At 65.9% G+C, this 20199-nt stretch carries 10 protein-coding genes, 1 tRNA gene and 2 pseudogenes; 5 read left to right on the forward strand and 8 right to left on the reverse strand.

The window, feature by feature from the left end:
- The first annotated feature begins 490 nt into the window (after nucleotides 1-490).
- From ACSYGN_RS06835 to ACSYGN_RS06855, 5 genes are all read left to right on the forward strand, one after another.
- Entirely contained in the window at nucleotides 491-1171 is a 681-nt protein-coding gene (locus ACSYGN_RS06835) for a response regulator transcription factor (protein ID WP_460392884.1), read from the forward strand.
- Entirely contained in the window at nucleotides 1161-2210 is a 1050-nt protein-coding gene (locus ACSYGN_RS06840) for a sensor histidine kinase (RefSeq protein WP_460392886.1), read from the forward strand. Before ACSYGN_RS06835 ends, ACSYGN_RS06840 begins: the two co-directional genes overlap by 11 nt.
- Nucleotides 2211-2658: 448 nt before the next feature.
- Nucleotides 2659-6237, forward strand: coding sequence for a LamG-like jellyroll fold domain-containing protein (locus ACSYGN_RS06845; RefSeq protein WP_460392888.1), 3579 nt, complete (start codon nucleotides 2659-2661; stop codon nucleotides 6235-6237).
- Nucleotides 6238-6403: 166 nt separating this feature from the next.
- Nucleotides 6404-13276 carry a polymorphic toxin-type HINT domain-containing protein gene (locus ACSYGN_RS06850; RefSeq protein ID WP_460392890.1) on the forward strand — a complete coding sequence of 2291 codons (6873 nt, stop codon included), beginning with the start codon at nucleotides 6404-6406 and terminating at the stop codon, nucleotides 13274-13276.
- Nucleotides 13277-13338: 62 nt separating this feature from the next.
- Nucleotides 13339-13620, forward strand: coding sequence for a hypothetical protein (locus ACSYGN_RS06855; RefSeq protein WP_460392892.1), 282 nt, complete (start codon nucleotides 13339-13341; stop codon nucleotides 13618-13620).
- A 775-nt stretch (nucleotides 13621-14395) separates the two neighbouring features.
- Here ACSYGN_RS06855 and ACSYGN_RS06860 read toward each other — a convergent pair.
- From ACSYGN_RS06860 to sucD, 8 genes and pseudogenes are all read right to left on the reverse strand, one after another.
- Nucleotides 14396-14568 (reverse strand): annotated as a pseudogene (locus ACSYGN_RS06860) (IS1380 family transposase); the annotation flags it as partial.
- A gap of 105 nt (nucleotides 14569-14673) precedes the next feature.
- Nucleotides 14674-15039: a hypothetical protein gene (locus ACSYGN_RS06865; RefSeq protein WP_460392894.1), complete on the reverse strand. Its 366-nt coding sequence runs from the start codon at nucleotides 15037-15039 to the stop codon at nucleotides 14674-14676.
- Entirely contained in the window at nucleotides 15036-15347 is a 312-nt protein-coding gene (locus ACSYGN_RS06870) for a hypothetical protein (protein ID WP_460392896.1), read from the reverse strand. The genes ACSYGN_RS06865 and ACSYGN_RS06870 overlap by 4 nt, the downstream gene beginning before the upstream one ends.
- 138 nt (nucleotides 15348-15485) lie before the next feature.
- Nucleotides 15486-16682 carry a helix-turn-helix domain-containing protein gene (locus ACSYGN_RS06875; protein WP_460392898.1) on the reverse strand — a complete coding sequence of 399 codons (1197 nt, stop codon included), beginning with the start codon at nucleotides 16680-16682 and terminating at the stop codon, nucleotides 15486-15488.
- 239 nt (nucleotides 16683-16921) lie between these two features.
- Nucleotides 16922-17158 (reverse strand): annotated as a pseudogene (locus tag ACSYGN_RS06880) (IS481 family transposase); the annotation flags it as partial.
- A 155-nt stretch (nucleotides 17159-17313) separates the two neighbouring features.
- Nucleotides 17314-17398, reverse strand: a tRNA-Leu gene (locus ACSYGN_RS06885).
- Between the two features lie 220 nt (nucleotides 17399-17618).
- Nucleotides 17619-19190, reverse strand: a complete 1572-nt coding sequence (locus ACSYGN_RS06890) for an aldehyde dehydrogenase family protein (RefSeq protein WP_460392900.1) — start codon at nucleotides 19188-19190, stop codon at nucleotides 17619-17621.
- 127 nt (nucleotides 19191-19317) lie between these two features.
- Complete coding sequence (gene sucD, locus ACSYGN_RS06895; protein WP_460392902.1) at nucleotides 19318-20199, reverse strand: succinate--CoA ligase subunit alpha; 882 nt, start codon at nucleotides 20197-20199, stop codon at nucleotides 19318-19320.

Genomic DNA, 20199 nt, shown 5'->3' on the forward strand with positions numbered 1-20199 from the left:
GTGAAGCCCGACCCCGTTGCTTGTCGCGTGAACACGCCTTCCTCCTCCCCTTGTGACCCGCCCGCCGTCGCGGGCGGGTCCGGCCCCGCCCGGCCCGGCGGGCGGCAGCGGGAACGAGGGGACGAGCCGCTGCCGCCGACCGGTGGCGCGTTCCACGGGGCCGCGTGACAAAGGTGCGGCGGGCCGCCGGGTGCGGGAGCGAAGATGACAGGCCTCTCATGAAGCTGTCATGACGACGCCGCGAGGCCGGGGACTCCAATCCACCCGGGTCCGTCACTCTGCGCGCACGCCACCTCGCACACCGTCACAACGACGGGCATCGGTAAAGCCTTGAACCGGGGCGTTTGCGGCACCTTTGCGAGATCACCTGCGAAGCGCCGGGGGCGGCACCTACAAAGGTCCGGGGAGAACCGCAGATGACAGCTATGACAGCTACGACAACTCAGGGGACGCTGTTCAACACGCGGCGGGGGGAAGGGTAGTGGCCACCATGGCTCGGCTGTTGGTCGTCGAGGACGAGGCACGGCTGCGCGCCTACCTCACCCGCACGCTGGGAGCGGACGGTCACGTCGTCGACGGTGCCGGGTCCGGTCCGGACGCGGTCCGCCGCCTGCGGGAGAGCGAGTTCGATCTGATCGTGCTCGACCTCATGCTGCCAGGGTTCGACGGTTTCGAGGTGATGCAGCGCGCCTTCGACCGACGGCCCGACCAGCGGGTGCTCGTCCTGTCCGCCGTGATGGACGTGGCGACCCGGGTCCGCTGCCTCCAGATCGGGGCCGTCGACTTCCTCAGTAAGCCGTTCGCGACAGCGGAGTTGGTGGAACGTGTCCGCACCCGGCTCCGTACGCCGTCCACCGGCGTGGCCCAGCGATGGCTGCGCGTCGGGGACATCACCCTCGATCTCGAACGGCAGGTCCTCAGCGTCGGCGGGGAGAGCGCTGGAGGGAAGGAAGTGCCTTTGTCACACCGGGAGTTCATGCTGCTCGGCCATCTCATGCGGAGAGCGGGACAGGTGTGCAGCCGGCACGAGCTCCTCGCGAGCGTCTGGGGCTATGCCGACGACCCCGGAAGCAATGTGGTGGACGTGACGGTACGTCGGATCCGCGGCAAGGTGCCAAGGCCGGTCATCGAGACGGTGCGCAATGTGGGATACGCGTTTCATGAAGGCTGAGCAGCGAGGTCTGGTCTTCACCGGCTGGGCGCTCTTCGCAGCGTCCAGCCAGCTCCTGCTGTTCGTCGAACCCGGCATGGAGACCGTGGTGTTCCATGTGGCGTGGATCAGCATGGCCATCGTCTACGGCTTCCAGGGCTGGTCGGCGCGTCGTACGGCCGTCGTACTGACGTTGGTCACCCTGGTCACCGGAGCAACACTGGGCAATTTCGTCGCGAGCGGCCACGCCGGCTGGGACGAGCTCGCCGAAGTACCGCTGATGGGGCTGGTGTTCCTCGCCATGGTCTGGCACGTACGCCGACGGGCCGCCGCCCTAGCGGAGACCCAAAGCCTGGTCGAACGGGAGCGCCGCGCACAGGAGGTCAAGGAACTGTTCGTCCGCACCTGCTCGCACGAGATGCGTACGCCGATCACGGTGGCCCGCTGCTACGCCGAGATGGTCCAGAACGAGCTGCCGGGCTCTCAGGGCAAGGACGACCTGGATGTCGTAGTGGACGAGCTGGACAAGCTCAGCCGCCTCGCCGGACGCCTCCTCGTCCTGGCCGACGCCTACGAGTCCACCGAGTTCGAGTGGGGCCCCGTCGACCTCGGCTCGCTCCTGGGGCGAACGGCCCAGCGGTGGCGGCCCGCCTCGGACCGGGACTGGCTCCTGGACGCGCCGTCCATCCTGGTCGAGGGTGACGAGTCCCGCCTGGAGTCCGCCCTCGACGCCCTGGTGGAGAACGCTGTGAAGTTCACCGCGCAGGGGGACACCATCACCCTGCGCTGCCGGGCCACCCGCGACGGTGCCGTGGTCGACGTGGAGGACACCGGCATCGGGTTCGCCCGGTCGAAGTCCGACAACTCCTTGCTGGCCGACGCCACCGACGGTCGACCGCCCTCATCGGGGCGCCCCGGCACCGGCCTCGGCCTGGCCATCGTGCGCGCCATTGTCGACGGTCACGGCGGCGCCCTCACCGTGGCGTCCGAGTCGCCAGACGGCTCGCTGCTCCGGATGGAACTACCACTGCGCCAACCAGCAGCGGAGCCGAGATCGTAGGCCCACGCATGAAATCCCGCTCCGAACGGAGGCCGGAAGCGGGTGTCGATACCCTGAACGCCCGGCAACAGCGCGCCTCAGGGAACTGTGTGGTCGGGTCGTTACCGACATCCGTGTGCCAGGCGAAACATGCTTTGACGACCGCGCCGTTCCTCGTCCGGACAGCGAGAGCACGACCCGCGCACAACCAGGTCCGCACCAAGCACTCCCCTGGAGTTGGGGGGGCCGACCCCGGCACACCTATTGGCGAGCTGGCGATTTTGGCATATCAGCTTGTGTCGGGCCTCACATTTCAGGATGCACCATTTCACACGAAACATCCACTTGTGGGCCGAGTTGAGGGTCTCGATTTCAATGTCAAGCACACGTAAAGTCGCGCGAAACGATCTTCATGAAATTTTCAGATTGTGGGCGTTGTGCAGTGAGCAGAAGCAGGCGTCGCTGGGGAGTGGCGCACGGGGCGGCGTCAACAGGCATAGCACTGTTAGCACTTGCCGGTTTATCCGCAGAAGTTCTCTCGAGCGGAGCGACGGCAGTCGCGGTCGAAGGGGAGGCCGAGGCGCGCGAAGTCGCATCCAGCACGCCTGCGGATGAGGCAGGGCACGGCAAGGTTTTCTGGGAGGACGATGCTCTTCCTCAGAAGACAGCAGAGGAAGTGGCTTCAACGAAGGCCGTCTCATCGGGGGCTCGGGTTGCGGTGGGGAGCCTGACGAACGAGTCGAATCAGGTCTTCGCGAACGCTGATGGCACCTTCACATTGGAGTCCTCGCCAGTGCCTGAGCGGGTCCGCAAGGGCGACGGCTGGCAGCCGATCGATACGACCTTGGTCAAGCGCGATAACGGGCTGCTCGTTCCGAAGGCGGCGCAGGATGTCGCTCTGTCAGGCGGTGGTGAGCAGGCGCCGCTTGTGAAGATCACTCGTGACGGCAAGACCTACGAACTCGGGTCGCCATGGGCGCTGCCCGCACCGAAGTTATCCGGGTCGATGGCAACCTATGAATCTGTGCGTCCGGATGTTGACCTGGTGGTCCAGGTTCGCCCGGACGGGTTCACCCAGAACCTGGTGCTGCACACGCGCGCGGCGGCCGCGGATCCGGCGCTGAAGTCGATCCGCTTCCCCGTCAGGACCACAGGACTGTCTGTCAAGACATCGGACTCCGGCAGCGTTTCCCTGGTCGACGGAGGCGGGCACGCTGTGTTCACCAGCAGTGCCGCCCTTATGTGGGACTCCGGCAAGGCGCTGGCTGGGAATTCCCCTATCCGTAGCGCGGCGGCCAGTTCAAGTGATTCAGACAATCCTGTAGCCCCGGACCCGACCTCCCGGACAGCGGTAGCGGACATCGATGTCACGGAGGGCGTCCTGACGGTTACTCCGGACCAGAAGTTCCTCACTGCGGCCGACACCGCCTACCCGGTTGTCGTCGACCCGCCGTCGGTCAGCGCGACCCTGACCGGCTGGACGGAACTGTGGTCCAACTTGTCGGGCACGTCGTTCTGGAAAACATCACACGCACTAGGCGTCGGCTATGACGCCTACGTCGACAACAAAAAGGCCAAGTCACTCTTCCAGTTCGACACCCGCCGGGTTGCCGGCAAGAGCATCCTCCGCGCGTCCTTCACCGCCTACGAGATCTGGTCGGCGAACTGTACGAAGAAGGACATCAGCCTCTACCGGACGAGTACGATCTCCTCGAGTACGACGTGGAACTCGAAGGTGTCCTGGGGCTCGCCGGTCGACACGGTGTCGGCAGCCAAGGGCTACTCCAGCAGTTGCCCCGACGGTGACGTCGAGTTCGATGCCACAACGGCCGTTGCCTTCACCGCTCACGCGAAGTCGACGACGACGACGCTTGGCCTGCAGGCCAGCGAGAGCGACCCGATCGCGTGGAAGCAGTTCATGTCTCCCACGGACGACGCCGCCACCACGTCACGTAAGCCCCGCCTTTCGATCACCTACGTGACTCCTCCGACCAATGCTCCTTCTTCAGTGAAGTTGTCGGACCCGGTTACCTCGTGCTCGTCCTCGACCAGCCCCGCGGTGATCGGGGACACCACGCCGCGCATGAGTGCAACCCCCGGCGGCGGAGATGGCGGAAGCAGCATTCTGCGTCCGAACTTCGAGTTGTATGACGGCAGCACCAAGCTCACCGTGACCCAGCCCAGCGCTTGGACAGGCAGCGGTACAGCTGGCTCCACACCGACCCCCACCCTGACCAGTACACACACGTATCATTTCCGCGCGCGCACGGAATACCGCTACGACTTCAGCGGCTGGCATTACCTGACCGGCCCGTGGTCGAGCAACTGCTACTTCAAAGTCGACGCGACCGCTCCGCCCAAGCCGACCGTCAGCTCGGTGGAGTATCCCGCTTGTGCGGGCACGACGTGCGGCGCTTCCCCCGAAACGGGCAGCGTCGGCATGACCGGCACCTTCAAGATCAACTCTGGTGCGTCGGACGTGCGCCGCTACGACCTCTGGCTCAACGGCGTGCTGTTGGAGAGCAAGAAGTTCACGGCCAACACACCCACCTACGAGCGGAAGGTCGCGCCGACCAAGCGGGGATCAAACACGCTGCGCGTTCAGACCTTCGACGCGGTCGGCAACCCCAGTTTGTCCAATGACTACCTGTTCAACGTGGCCAGGGCCGCGGACCCGATCGGCGTCTGGAAGTTCGACGAGAACACCGGAAACGCCGCAGCGAACGCAGTGGGCAGCAGTAACAGCATGACGCTGACCAAGGCGTCCTGGGCCGCTCAAGCCCGTCTTGGCTCGGGTCTGCACGCTGATGGCACCACGTCCGCTGCGACGTCGGGACCAGTGGTGGACACCGCCAGCAGCTTCTCGGTCTCCGCGTGGGCCAAGCTGGATCGCCGGGATGCCACGGCCACGGTCGCAACTCAGAACGGTTCCAAGGTCGGCGCCTTCCAGCTGTACTACTCCTCGGCAGCCGACCGGTGGATCTTCAATCGGTACGGGGCGGACGTCACGACCGACACCCCCGCCATCGTGAGAGCCCAGTCCACGCGCCCTGGAGTGATCGGTGCATGGACTCACCTGCTGGCGGTGTACGACCGTGACGCCGAGCAGTTGAAGCTCTACATCAACGGACGGCTGGAAGCGACCACCGCCTACACCACTCCCTGGGCGTCCAACGGGGCGTTCGAGGTCGGCCGGTTCCGAGGAATGCGCGGTCCTTCCAGCTACTTCTTCGGCGACCTTGACCAGGTGCAGGCATGGAACCGTGTCGTGTTCCCGGATGAACTGTGGGCGCAGGCGAACATGGAGAATCCGGACACCGGTCACACGCAGGCGGCGCTGCTGGCGAAGTGGGCCATGGACGAGTCCACCGGCAGCACCGCCAAGGACGGCTCGAACCGCGGTAACGATCTTCAGCTTCAGCCCGGCGCGTCCTTTACCGCTGCCGAGGACCCGGCGCACGGCAACGTCCTGAGCATGAACGCCGAGGCGACCAGCTACGCGACCTCCGCGGTGGCGCTCGATGAATCCGGCAGCTTCACGGTGGCCGGCTGGGTGAACCTGAACAGCGAACAGTTGGAGAACACCGCGTCGGCCTACTCCCCCACTGTCTTCTCCCACCCCGGAGCACAGCGCAACGCATTTCGCCTGTGGTACCGGCAGGAGACCGGCGAGCAGGTCGGCGACTGGAACTTCGGCGTCTATGAGACGGATGTTCTCAACGGCCCTGCCGCGACCATTACTTCAGATGAGGTCAACCCGCCCGGCAACTGGATCCACGTGGCAGGTGTGTACGACTCGGCCAACCAGTCGATCAAGCTTTACCTTGCGGGTGAGCGCCAGGGCGCTGAGGACGGTGTGCTGGTGGACACCATCTTCCAGTCCGACCAGCCATTGATGACTGGCCGCTCGCGGCGGCACGACAACGGGGCGATGGGCAATCCCCTGCTCGGGCAGGTCGACGACCTTCAGGTCTACGCGGGTGTCCTGTCCGATGCCGAGATCAGTCAGCTCGCCACCGTGGATGAGCCTCCGATCGACATCGGCTGAGCACGCGCCGCAACGGCGCCCCACCACTCACCAACAACGAACGTACGGCAGTGTGCCGGGCGTCGGCCCGGCACACCCCGAGATTCTTGATGCGGAGAACCCAGTGAACGGGCATAGATCAGTGCTGTCGAGGTGGGCATGGCACAGGGCGAGCCGCCGCAGACTGGTGGCAATCACCTTGCCTCTGTCGGCAGCTGTCGTCGCGGGCCTGCTCAGCGCCACGCCTGTACAGGCGAAAGACCGCGAGCACGCCGCATTACAGAGGGCCAAGTTCGGCAGCGCCGAGCCTTTCAAGGCCAAGACTCCGAGACTCAGCGATCCCACAATCAATGCGGCCCAGCGGACTCGCGCCAAGGCAGCCCGCGCACCAAAGTGGCCTGATGCCACTGCCGTGACCGTCGACGTACCCGATTCCCCGAAGCGGCAGGTCAAGGCCACTGGTCTGCCGATCACTCTGGCTCAACCGAAACTCCTCACGGCAACGAAGACCTCACGCGCCACCGTGGATTCGAAGCCAGCTCCGGACCAGGCCCAGGTGAAGGTTCTGGACCGGGCGGCAGCGAGCAAACTCGGCATCGACGGTCTGGTTCTCACGATCAGCCGCGCCGACGGCGAGGCCGCGCCCGCCGGTGTGGACGCAACCATCGACTACAGCGGCTTCGCGAACGCCTACAGCGGCAACTGGTCCTCCCGGCTGCGGATGGTGCAACTGCCGGCTTGCGCGCTGACCACCCCGGACAGGCCCGCGTGCCGCACCACTACACCGGTGCCGTCCTCCAACAACACCGAGAAGAACACCGTGACCGCCCAGGTCACCACTCCGCAGGCCAAAAGCGCACAGTCCGCACCTGTCGTCCTCGCGCTCTCTGCCGGGACAGCCTCCGACCAGGGCACCTACGGGGCGACCCCGCTGGAGGTCTCCTCCACCTGGAGTGCCGGCGGCTCCAACGGCGATTTCACCTGGAGTTATCCCCTGGATGTCCCGCCGACTCCGGCGGGCCCGTCCCCGAACCTGTCCTTCGGCTACTCGGCGCAGAGCGTGGACGGCCACACATCCTCCACCAGCGCCCAGCCCTCGTGGATCGGTGATGGCTTCGACCTTCCGGTTTCCTACGTGGAGCGGGCCTACGGCAGCTGCGAGGACGACGGCCAGGACAAGAAGTACGACCAGTGCTGGAAGGAGGACAACGCCTCGCTCGTCCTCAACGGCAAGTCCACCCCGCTGGTCTGGAACGAGACCAAGAAGCAGTGGCGGCCCAAGAGCGACGACGGCGAGCGCGTCGTCCACAGCACCGGCGCCACCAACGGTGACAACGACGGCGAGACCTGGACGGTGACGTCGACCGACGGCACCCAGTACGTCTTCGGGAAGAACCGGCTGCCCGGTTGGACCGCCAGCATGGACGAAACCAACTCGGTATGGACCGTACCGGTCTTCGGCGACGACACCGGCGAACCCGGCTACTCCAGCGGCAGCGCCTTCGCCGACCGCGCCAAGACCCAGGCCTGGCGGTGGAACCTCGACTACGTCGTGGACCCGCACGGCAACGTCATGACCTACTGGTACGACAAGGAGAGCAACTCCTACGCCAAGAACGGCACCACCGGCAAAGGCACCGCTTACACCGCTGGCGGCCACCTCAAGCGCATCGACTACGGTCAGCGCTACGACGCCGCCAAGGACACGGTCTTCGCCACCCCGCCTGCCGCGCGCGTGAACTTCACCACCGCCGAGCGCTGTATCCCCGTCACCGGAGGCGAGACCTGCGCCTCCCTGACGTCCAGCAACCGCAACGCCTGGCCCGACGTGCCCTTCGACCAGATCTGCAAGGCCGACAGTCCTTGCACTGACCAGCCCGCACCATCCTTCTTCTCCCGCAAGCGCCTCACCGACGTGACCACCCAGGTCTACAAGGGCACCGGCGCCGGTGCGGACACCGACTACCGCGATGTCAACAACTGGCACCTGGAGCAGTCGTTCCCTGACCCAGGTGACGGCTCGAACGCGGGACTGTGGCTGAAGTCCATTCAACACACCGGCCTGGTCGGCACAGATATCCAGATGAACCCGGTCACCTTCACCGGTATCCAGCTCAACAACCGGGTCGACAAGATCGGCGACGATGTCGCGCCCTACATCAAGTGGCGCGTGCGCAGGGTGACGTCGGAGACCGGCTCGGTCCTGACGGTCAACTACTCCGGCGAGGACTGCATCGCTGACACCAACATCCCCGCCAAGCTGGATGACAACACCAAACGCTGCTACCCGGTGAAATGGATTCCGCCGTCCAACCCGACTCCGGGCACCGACCCCAAACCACGCACCGACTGGTTCCACAAGTACGTCGTCACTCAGGTCACCGAATCTGACCCGACCGGCGGCTCGCCGCTCAAGGAGACGGACTATACCTACAGCGGCGGGGGCGCGTGGGCCTACGACGACGAATCGCCCATCACCCCGGCGAAATACCGCACCTGGGGCATCTGGCGCGGCTACCAGAAGGTCACCACCACCACCGGCGAAGCCGCCGGAATCCGGTCCAAGAGCACTGTCCTCTACTACCGGGGCATGGACGGCGACAAGCAGTCCGACGGCAGCACCCGCAAGGAGACCGTCACCGACTCAAAGGGCACGGTCAAGACCGACTCCGAGCAATTCGCCGGCCAGCAGCGCGAGCAGATCACCTACAACGGCACAGACGGCGCCGAAATATCCGGCAACATCACCACCCCCTGGTCACAGACCACCGCCGCCGAAACGCACTCCTATGGCACAGTCAACGCCTACATGGTGCGCACCGCCAGCACCGTCACGCGCACAGCCATCGCGGACGGCGGGGAGCTGACGTCGAAGAACACCACGACGTACGACACCACCAGCGGCCTGGCACTGACGGCCGAGACGGACGCAGCCGGCCTCAAGGACTGCACCCTCACCGAGTACGCCACCAACACCAGCGCATGGATCCTCTCCCTGCCCAAGAAGGTGGAGAAGGTCTCGGTCGGCTGCACCGAAACCCCCAAACGCACCGGCGACCCGAAGACCACCGACGCCATCTCCGACGTTCGGACCTCCTACGACGGCCAGCTCTGGGGCAAGGCACCTACCCAGGGCGAAATCAGCACCATCGAGCGCGTGACCGGGTACAACACTGACAGCACCCCCAAGCTGCAGACCGTAGCCACGTTCGCCTACGACGATCTGGGCCGCCCCACGGACTCCTGGGACACCAACCACACCCGCACCAAACATGCGGAATACACCCCAGCAGCCGGGGGACCGCTCACCAAGCAGGTGGAGAAGAACGCCCTCGACCACACGGTAACAACCGAGATCATTCCGGACTGGGGCCTGAACGCCGCCAGCATCGACCCCAACCTCCACCGCACCGAAATGGCCTACGACGGACTGGGCCGACTGACCGACGTCTGGTTCGCCGACCGCAACCGCACCACGCAGACACCGAGCCAGAGGTTCGAATACAAGGTCCAGAGCACGACCGCCTCGTGGGTTGCCACCAAGTCGCTCAACAACGACGGCACTACTTACCAGACCAGCTACGCGATCTACGACGCGCTCCTGCGGCCACGCCAGTCCCAGAGCCCTGCCGCTGTCGGCGGCGGCCGCGTCATCACCGAGAAGAAGTACGACACGCGAGGCCTGGAAGTCGAGACCGCAGCGGACTACATCGACACCACAGCGCCCTCGGGTGTACTGGCAACACTCAAGAATGCCGCACCAGCGGGGACAGAGACGGTCTTTGACGGGGCGGGCCGTCCCACCATCGAGAAGACCCTCACCAACGGCAAGGAATTTTCACGGACCAAAACCACCTACAACGGAGACACCACCCTGGTCGAGCCCCCCACAGGAGCCTCGGCAATCCTGGAGAAGGCCGACGCCCGCGGTCGGACGGTGGAGAAGCTCCAATACGACGGCAACACGGCCAGCACCAACTACACGAAACTGACCTACGGCTACGACCACGCCGACCGGCTGACCAGCGTCAAGGACAGCGACACCAACGCCAACACCTGGACCTACGGATACGACTTCCTGGGCCGCAAGATCAGCAGCAGCGACCCGGACTCGGGAACCAGCACAACCGAATACAACGACGTCGACCAGATCGTCGCCACCACCGACGGACGCAAAGCCAACACCCTCGCCTACACCTACGACCTGATCGGCCGCCGCACCGGCGAGCTCGACGGCCGTATCCCCCTCGTCGACGGCAAGCCCGTCATCGACGACACCAAGTACCTGGCCCGCTGGACCTACGACACGGTAGCCATCGGCCACCCGACCTCCTCCATCCGCTACGTCGGAGGAAAGAGCGGCCAGGTCTATGCCAGCACCGCCGCGGCCTACGACTCGCTCTACCGGGTCCTCAAGGAGCAGTACACGGTCAGCAAGTCCGAAGGCGCCCTCGCCGGGACCGGCACCTGGACCATCAGCAACGCCTACAACCTTGACGGCACCCTGCAAAAGCGCACCATCCCCGCCATGGGCGGACTCGCCGCAGAAGCACTGAACTACGGGTACACCGACCAGCGTCTCCCGGACACTCTCAGCGGCCTGACAGATATCGTCCGGAACACCGACTACCTGCCTGCCGGTGAACAGATCCGTACCACTCTCGGCGTCTCCTCGACCGCCAATTGGACCGATATCGATACTTCGTACGAGGACGGCACCAAGCGCCTGGCCCGGCAGACCGTCAAGTCCGAAACCCGCACGGGTACGGACTCAGACGTCAACTACCGCTACGACCCGGCCGGCAACCCCATCGAGGTCGACGAAAGCGCCACCTCACCGGGCGACAAACAGTGCTTCATCTACGACGGATACCGTCGCCTGAAGACCGCCTGGACCGCCACCGCAGACTGCACAACCACGCCTCCCACCAAGGACCAGGTCGGCGGGTCAACCCCGTACTGGCAGTCCTTCACCTACGACGCTGCGGGTAACCGCAAGACCGCCACCGACGAGTTGGCCACCGGTGGACCCGCCACCACCACGTACAACTACAAGACTGCCGACCAGCCGCGCCCTCACGCGCTCTCCTCAACAGAAACGAAGAACGCCGCCGGTACGAAGACCGACGACAGCAACTACACCTACGACGGCGCGGGCAACACACAGACCCGTACCCTCAACAACCAGACGCAGAAACTCGACTGGGGACTTGAAGGCGACCTCGCATCCGTCACGGCAGCCGACAAGACCACAACGTCGTTCCTCAACGACGCAGACGGCAACCGGCTCATCCGCCGCGATGCCACCGGCACCACCCTGTACCTGGGCGAGACCGAACTCCGGCTGAACAAGGCAAGCGGCACCGTCACAGCAACCCGCTACTACAGCCACGCCGGCAAAACGGTCGCCGTACGAACCCCGACCAGCCTGACCTGGATCACCAGCGACCACAACGGCACGGGCAACGTCCAGATAGAGGCATCCACACAGGCCCTCACCAGACGACAGACCATGCCGTTCGGGGAAGAGCGAGGAAGCGCAACGGAGGCCTGGGTCGGTGACAAGGGCTTCGTCGGAGGCACCCAAGACCCCACCGGCCTCACACACCTGGGAGCCCGCGACTACGACCCGGCCACCGGTAGATTCGTCAGCGTCGACCCGGTCGCGGACCTCAAGGACCCGCAACAGGTCAACGGCTACGCATACAGCAGCAACAACCCCGTCAGCTTCGCCGACCCTGACGGAAAGTTCTTCGACTCGATCATCGGGCTGATCATCGCCGTCGTCCTCTTCGTCGTCGCAGTGATCAACTACGTGAGCAGCGGCAGCGGGTCCTCCAGCTCCGGCGGCATGACCACTCAGGGAAGTGCCAACTACGGATCAGGCGGGGGCGGCGGAACAGACTGCAGCGCGACCTACCCGGCCTTCAAGCCCGGATGCAACGTTGAACCCGCGGACCCGCGGGCCCAGGGCAGCTTCAAAGACTTCGGGCAAGGGATTCTCGTCGGTACAGGCGCCGCCCTCGCCGATACCGCGGACCTTGCGTACATGGCTGTCACTCCGTGGTGCAGCTGGACCGACCGCGGCTGCCACCCGAACCGGGACGATTACGACAAACTCGTCAAGGAACACGGCCTGAAGAAAGACAATAAGGCCTACGACGCCGGCGACGGTGTTGTCCAGGTAGCCGGGTTCTTCACCGGCATTATGGGCCTCGCCAGAGGAATTGGGAAGAAGCTACTCAAGGAAGGAGTGAAGGACGCGGAGCGGGTTGCAAAGGGGGGCGCTGCAGAGGTATTGGGAATCCACTGCAAGTGTTTCCTTGCCGGGACCGATGTCGAAATGGCGGACAGCACAACCAAGAACATCGAAGACATTCGAGTCGGCGACAAGGTCCTCGCGACAGACCCGGAGACGGGGAAGAGTGAAGCGAAGGCAGTCACTCGTCTTATCGTCACCGATAGCGATAAATATTTTAACGAGCTGACAATTTCCACGAAGAATGGAAGAGAAAAACTCACGGCCACTCATGAGCATCCATTCTGGGTTCCGTCCGAGGGGCGCTGGATTGATGCGGGCGACCTCAAGCCTGGAATGACTTTGAGGGTCGATGACGGAAGTACCGTCCCGGTTCGGGCGAACCGTGCGTTCACGCAGTATGCTCGCACCTACAACCTCACCGTCGAGGGCCTGCACACGTACTATGTGCTGGCGGGAGCCATACCAATACTCGTCCACAATTCCACCTGCACTGTACTTCCCTCGACATCGACGGATGAAATTGCGGTGATAGGAAGGCAGGTAGACGTTGAGGAGGCCAAAAGCTGGCCCAACCATGAAGTGCTCGATCTGCCGGAAAAGGAATGGACTTCCCTTGAGGATAATGATCGTTGGATTCGCGGGATAATTAAGGCCCGTAAGTCTGTGTATGTCGCTTCGCCGGCAAAGGGAAACCTGACCGTCGAAGGGCGTCCAACCGTATTTTCCAGGGAGCTAAGGCAACTGGATGAGGCTGGCTACACGCGGAGGGGAGACTATTTGCTGCCTCCGGAGAAGTGACTCAGGTATAGTGCGGCACGGTTGATCAAGCACAATAATCGTTTGACCTTCGGAGGGGATTCATGGCGATCACAAGCCGCATTGCCTCAAGAGTTGCAGAGCAGTACGGGGCTGACGCTGCTTCGGTTACCTCCTTGTTGGAGGAGGCTGAGTTGAGAGTATTTCATCGTGTTGCCGAAGAGAAGATCACGGCCGCCGTTCTGATCCTGGCGGACGGTAGCGTGGATAAACTTCTCGATGCGATTAGACTGATGGAGATCGATTGGCGGGACCTGCTTATCGCGGCAGAACTTGCGCACGCTGATTGGCCATCAACGCTGGACAGTATTTTCGGCGTAGGCTGACAACGTCTGACGCAACGGGCCAAGTTTGCCGTCAAGTCATCGCGGCTAGTCGAACTCAGGTGCTGAGGACCAGGACACGCTGGCCTGGCTCGCCAGGTAGGACAAGGGTCGAAGTATCGGGACGGTGCAATGAAGCGAGCAGTCCCTGTCCCGGCGCTCCGGAAGGCTTCATCCCTCCCTTCCGGAGGGGTATTCCTCTTCCCTTGCGCTCAAGGGTGACCCCTACCATCCGGCCTCGGTAGCTAAGCGCAGGAGCACCGCGCCGACTCAGCGATGCTCAGGCGGAGCGGTTGCAGATTGGGTCGTGTCCCTTGCAGAGCACAACAAGGGACACGACCCAATAGCGACGGCAACAACCATGGAGGCAGACTGAAGCAACAAGAGGCAGCACGTCTGGCCGAAGAATTCGGCAGGTCCAATATTCCCGAATGGGACAAATTGGGATGCCACATTCATCCTGCCGACAGGTTGTACCTGCCCGGCCACTACGTCTTTGCCTGGCCGCCGAGTGCGGAGAGCGGTGCGCGGCTGGGTGGGAACTGGCCCATCGTCGTGAACGAGCAGACCGGTGAGTGCCGGTTCGTGCGAGGGGTCGACGAGTACATGAGGCTGAAGGCGGCTCGTCGGCTGTAGGTCTCCGCAGCCGAGCAGTCTTCCAGCCTCGATCCTGTGTGACGGTCCGTCGACGGAGTCGGCGGACCGTTCTGCACTCTGGGCCAAGTGGTGGGCAGGTCGGTAGCCGCAATGTCGTCTCGGGTGGGCGCCGGGGTCCGGTGCCGGGGTTGGACAGGGGGACGAGCCGGTCGATGGTGATCTCACTGGTCCGAGGCCAGTGTCGGACGAGGCGGATTTGCGGTGTCCGGTGGTGATGAGCTGGGCGGCTTCGGTGAACAGGCCGAACCACAGGCGGCAAGGTTCCCAGAGCCGGGCCTTGCCGGTCAGGGCGAGCGTAGCCTGGATCGGCTGCAGCCTCCCGGGGTTCCTGGTGTGCGGCACGGCTCCGGTCGGGATGCAGCAGGCATCCGGTCGGCACAGGGGTAAGCGATGGGCAGGTCAGCCGAGTTGGATGGGCTGCGCGACGTCTTGCTGGTCATGCTCGTCGTCCGACGCGTCGAGGGCATCGAGGTCCTCATAGGCCGGTGCGGGCAGGCGTGCTCCCCGGCTCACCGCGATCCGGTGCACGTTCGCCAATGCCTCAGTCAACCGGACTGCCAGAAGGTGCAGTTCGCCAGCGGTCCACTGGCGCCCGTCCAGAACCATTTGTGCCTCCTGAACGAGTTCACCGGCCAGGCCGAGCTGGATCGACTCCATGTTGTCAGCGAGGCGCGACAGGTGTCCGGTCCCGTCACCCGCGAGGTAGCACGGTTTTCCTTCCGGCCCGGCCCAGGGCAGCAGACGGGCCTGGTTCGTGAGGCTCATCGGGGCCCCATCTCCGTGCCGCGGGTCAGCAGGAAACCGGTGCCGATGCCGTGCACGGCCAGCCACAGTGCGCGCCGCGGTGCCCGTCGGCACTGCCGCTCCCGCCGCTCGTGTGCGAGCAGGTACGGGCGGACCAGCCCGTTGCTCTCACCGTGCAGCACCGGGGCAGCGGGTTCGCGAGGCGGGCATTCAGTCGATGCCTCCACACCGATGCTGGTAGAACGGCGAGCCGGTGCACGGTGGCGGCTTGGTGCGGGCCACAGCAGCCGTAGCAGCGGTTCGAAGATGTGGGCGATACAGTGCGGCATGTCGACGCTCCTTGTCAGCATTGGCCACGCCCCCGGACCGTTCGCGCGGTCGCGGAGGTCCTGACGAGATGTCAGCCTGCCGACCGGCGATGCACCGCAGTTGCACCGAAGGGTGCAACTCCTCCCGCCAGAAATCCGCTATATCCCGACCCACTCCGCGTACTGCGCCAACGAGCCGTTACGTGCCCGCTCCCGCCGCTTAAGCGCCAGCACGGTCTCCCGCACGGTCGGGTGGTAGCGGGTCTGCTGCGGAGCGATGCGCCGGGCTTGGTGCAGGCAGTCCAGAGCCCTGTCCGGGTGGCCTGACCAGGCGTGGGCCCGGCCAAGGTCCATCCAGTGGTGACCGGCCCGGGAACGGGTCCAGCCGCGCGGGATGCGCACGTTGTCCGCGAGTTCGATCGCACGCCCGAAGTCGTCAGCCTCCGAGGCGATCGCCACGGCATGCACGCCGACGTTCACCGGCCCCCAGGTGACGCCGAAGTCCGGCAACTCGCCCGTTGTCTGGGCCAGGGCACGGGCCTCGGCCAGGCGGGCGTCGGCGTGGTCCCGGTCCTTCATCCGGCCCGCGATGGTCGCGGCCCGCAGGTGCAGCATGCCCCGCATCGCCTCAATGCCCGCCGGGCGGCGTGACTCCTGGCTATCGAGGTCCCGCAGCGCCCGGTTGACCACCCTCAGACCCACGTCGTACCGGCCCGACGACAACGTGGTCTGCGCGCGCAGAAAGGCATGCATCGCGGCCAGCCCCGGCTCGTCGGCGCGCGGCGCGGTCCACGCCAGCCGGTCCAGCGCGACGGTCGCCAGATCGAGGAAGCCGAGCTTCCACGCCACAGTGAACACACACCGGAACGTCTCCGCCAGGCACTCGTAGGCCAGCCGCTGCTCCTCCCCGGTACTGGTGTGCACCGCCTGCACCGACTCGTCGATCAGCAGGGGCAGGTCGCGCACCATGTCCGTGTACTGCGCCTGACGACGCTGCTCCAGAGCCCGCTGGACATCCGCCCAGATCAACGCGGCCGGACGCGGAGTCGTCTCCCAGTCCAGCGCGATGTCCCAGTTCTCCAGCCCCTCACGAATCGGCTGGATCAGGGCGTCCATGCGGTCGCGCCGCAGTTCGTCGGCATACGGCTGCCCCAGCAGGTCGGATGTGGAAACACCCAATGCACGGGCGCAGGCGGCGACAAGAGCAGGGGAAGCAGGCTTCTGCCCGCACTCGACCTTCGACAACAGTGACTTCGACAGGTGCGCCCGCATCGCCAGCCCCTGCTGCGTCAGACCGCGCTGCTTCCGGATCCGGGCGATCCGAGCGCCGGTGTACTCCTCGATGCTCTGCGACACGGCGAACTCCGTTCTGCGGCAACACTCAGACGGTACCCCTGCAACACCGCCCCGGACCGGCCGAACAACGATCACCCGACTGCCCGCAGAACCACACCTGCCGGTCCGACGCTTCGGGCCACATCCCAGCCGAACAGCCAGCCGACGGCTACGGCATAGCGCCAAGGCGGTATCGGGTCCCAGTTGGTGTTTGACGTTCTGGTCCCGGCTGACGTTTGACGGTGGGCCTGGACACCATGGGAAGCCCTGTGGGGCTTGTCCGCTTTCACGTTACGGGCCGGGACGTCGGTGGTGCGCCGGATGACCCGGATCTGGCCGTCCAACTCGACGGTGATCATCGTGTCCGACACGTGCGCGGTCACCGTCTGGCCCGCGTGCGGACGGCCGAGGGAGACGGTCTGCCGGCAGACGATGACCGTGCCCACCGCGCTGACCCGCCGCCGCACCCGTACCGACTCGACGCGGGGCCGTGGCGGTTGCGTCGATGTGGGCGTGGCCAAAGAGTTTCCCCTCACCGAGCCGATCACGGGAAGCGAAAACACCTCAGGAACGACGAAATACCGGTGAGCCATATGACTCAACCGGTAATTCGTGAACGCATCCGGGACGATCTTGTAAACATCCCACTGCGTGTCCGAGGGGGGACTTGAACCCCCACGCCCGTTAAAGGGCACTAGCACCTCAAGCTAGCGCGTCTGCCATTCCGCCACCCGGACAAGGTGTCTGCCGCTTGGCCAGGGGTGTTCCCCGGGGCGACACGGATAACAATACCAAGCTTTCGGAGTGCGCTTCACCTGCATATCCGTGCGTACGGGGGCGTGGGCGGGCGGCCTCCCACAGCGTGGGTGAGGGGCTTCCCACGGCGTGGGTGAGCGGCCTCCCGGGACGCGAGCCGGGCGGTGTCCCGGGGTGAGGAGTCGCCCGGCTCGGGCCCGCTCAGGGCATCAGCTGATACGACGGGAAGTTGCCCGGCACGCGCTCCCCCGCCGGGCCCTGGGTGACCGCTCTGACCAGCAGCTCGCCGCCGACGAACGCGCCGCGCCAAGACGCGCCGAAGCCGCCGAACAGCTCATCGCGGTCGCCCCGGGAGCGGGGCTTGCCGTGGCCGAGTTTGAAGGCACGGATCTGCGGGGCCAGCCGGTCGAAGGTCGATCGGTCGTCCGTGGAGAGCGTGGCGACCAGGGCACCGTTGGACGCGTTCATGGCGGCCAGCAGCTCTGCCTCCGTGTCGACCAGGACGATCGTGTCGACCGGGCCGAACGGCTCCGCGTGGTGGAGCGGGGAGGAGGGGGGTGGGTTGAGGAGGGTGACCGGGTGGACGTAGGCCGATACGTCCTGGTGCGGGAGGAAACGGTCCTCCTCCGGCCTGCCCCGGTACAGCGGTACCGCACCCCGGTCGATCGCGTCGGCCACCTGATCACGCAGCTCGCGCGCCTTGGCCGCGTTGATCACCGGCCCGAAGTCCAGTTCCGGGTACGGGTCGCCCTCCCGCGCCACCGCCAGCGGATGGCCCACCCGGAGTGTGGCGACCGCCGGGAGGTACGCCGCCAGGAACTCGTCGAACAGCTCGCGCTGCACCACGAAGCGCGGGTACGCCGTGCAGCGCTGCTTGCCGTAGTCGAAGAGCTTGGGGATCACCGCCGTCAGCGACTCCCAGTCCGTGTACTTCCAGATGCCCCAGGTGTTCAGGCCCTCCTGTTCCAGGACGTGGCGCTTGCCCAGGTCGGCCACCGCCGTCGCCACCCCCGCCCCGGTGTCCCGGCCGCCCACGAAGGACACGCAGCCGATCTCCGGCGCCCGCACCAGCGCCTCCGACAGCTCACCCCCGCTGCCGCTGACCAAGGTCACCGGGATGCCCTCGCGGGCCGCCAGCGCGCAGGCCAGCGTCAGGCACGCGACCCCGCCGTCGGTCGGTGTCTTCGCGATCACCGCGTTGCCCGCCAGCGCCTGCACCAGTACCGCGTGGACGAGCACGCTCATCGGGTAGTTCCAGCTCGCGATGTTCGACACCGGGCCGTCGAGGGAGGTGCGGCCCTCGACCATCGGCTCTATGCCGTCCACGTACCAGCGCACCCCGTCGATCGCCCGGTCCACGTCCGCCTGCGCCAGCCGCCACGGCTTGCCGATCTCCCACACCAGCAGCAGGGCCAGCAGTTCGCGGTGCCCGGTGAGCGCGTCCAGGGTGGCGGCCACCCTGGCCCGCCGCTCCGGGAGCGGAACGTGGCGCCAGGCGCGGTGCTGGTCCAGGGAGGCGCGTACGGCCCGGTGTGCGGTGGCGCCGTCCAGGCGCGGGGCGCCCACGATCGGGCTGCCGTCGACCGGCGTGGTGGCGGGGCGGGCCCGGCCGCCCTCCTGCCAGTCGGCGTTCCAGAGGTTGAGGACCTCCCCGTCCCGGAACGCCTCGGGGGCCACGGCCAGACAGCGCTGCCAGGCGTCCGACCAGGATGTTCCCGACTTCAGGACCCGGATGGGGCGGGTGGTGGTGAGAGGGGTGAGGGTGGGTGCCATTCTCGTCAGCTCCGGTATCGGTCAGGGAACAGCGGGGAGGGAGGAGGAGGGAGCGGATCGGATCAAATGCACATCAGGGCCGCGGGGGCGACGCTGGCACATATGGATGGTTTTCTACCCATTCCGGTCACGCCTCATCCAGCACCCCCACCACCAGCCCCGCCGTCTCCGTCGGTGTCGTTCCCACCCGTACCCCCACCGCCTCCAGCGCCGCCCGTTTCGCCTGCGCCGTGCCCGTCGAGCCCGAGACGATCGCGCCCGCGTGGCCCATCGTGCGGCCCTCGGGAGCGGTGAAGCCGGCGATATAGCCGACGACCGGCTTGGTGACGTGATCGCGGATGTACGCCGCCGCCCTCTCCTCCGCGTCGCCGCCGATCTCGCCGATCAGCACGATCACATCGGTGTCGGGGTCGGCCTCGAACGCGGCCAGGCAGTCGATGTGGGTGGTGCCGATCACCGGGTCGCCGCCGATGCCGACGCAGGTCGAGAAGCCGATGTCCCGCAGTTCGTACATGAGTTGGTAGGTCAGTGTGCCCGACTTGGACACCAGTCCGATCCGGCCGGGCTTGGTGATGTCGGCGGGGATGATGCCCGCGTCGGACTGCCCCGGGGTGATCAGGCCGGGGCAGTTGGGGCCGATGAGGCGGGTGCCTCGGGCCCGTGCGTACGCGGTGAACGCGACCGTGTCGTGGACGGGGATGCCCTCCGTGATGACGACCGCCAGGCCGATCCCGGCGTCGGCGGCCTCCAGCACCGCCGCCTTCGCGAAGGCGGGCGGCACGAAGACGACCGACACATCGGCGCCCGACGCGTCCATGCCCTCGACGACCGAGCCGTAGACCGGGACGGTCCGCTCGTCGAAGGTGACCGTGCGGCCCGCCTTGCGCGGGTTGACGCCACCCACGATGTTCGTGCCGGCGGCGAGCATCCGGCGGGTGTGCTTCATGCCCTCGCCGCCGGTCATGCCCTGGACGAGAACCTTGCTCTCCTTGGTGAGGTAGATCGCCAT

This window comes from Streptomyces sp. YIM S03343, from assembly GCF_054729195.1.

What these genes read in the sequence shown, in the direction of transcription:
- ACSYGN_RS06855 (WP_460392892.1), top strand. Translation starts at nt 13,339, where the DNA reads ATGGCGATCACAAGCCGCATTGCCTCAAGAGTTGCAGAGCAGTACGGG.
- ACSYGN_RS06890 (WP_460392900.1), bottom strand. Translation starts at nt 19,190, where the DNA reads ATGGCACCCACCCTCACCCCTCTCACCACCACCCGCCCCATCCGGGTC.
- ACSYGN_RS06840 (WP_460392886.1), top strand. Translation starts at nt 1,161, where the DNA reads ATGAAGGCTGAGCAGCGAGGTCTGGTCTTCACCGGCTGGGCGCTCTTC.
- ACSYGN_RS06865 (WP_460392894.1), bottom strand. Translation starts at nt 15,039, where the DNA reads ATGAGCCTCACGAACCAGGCCCGTCTGCTGCCCTGGGCCGGGCCGGAA.
- ACSYGN_RS06870 (WP_460392896.1), bottom strand. Translation starts at nt 15,347, where the DNA reads ATGCCGCACTGTATCGCCCACATCTTCGAACCGCTGCTACGGCTGCTG.
- sucD (WP_460392902.1), bottom strand. Translation starts at nt 20,199, where the DNA reads ATGGCGATCTACCTCACCAAGGAGAGCAAGGTTCTCGTCCAGGGCATG.
- ACSYGN_RS06835 (WP_460392884.1), top strand. Translation starts at nt 491, where the DNA reads ATGGCTCGGCTGTTGGTCGTCGAGGACGAGGCACGGCTGCGCGCCTAC.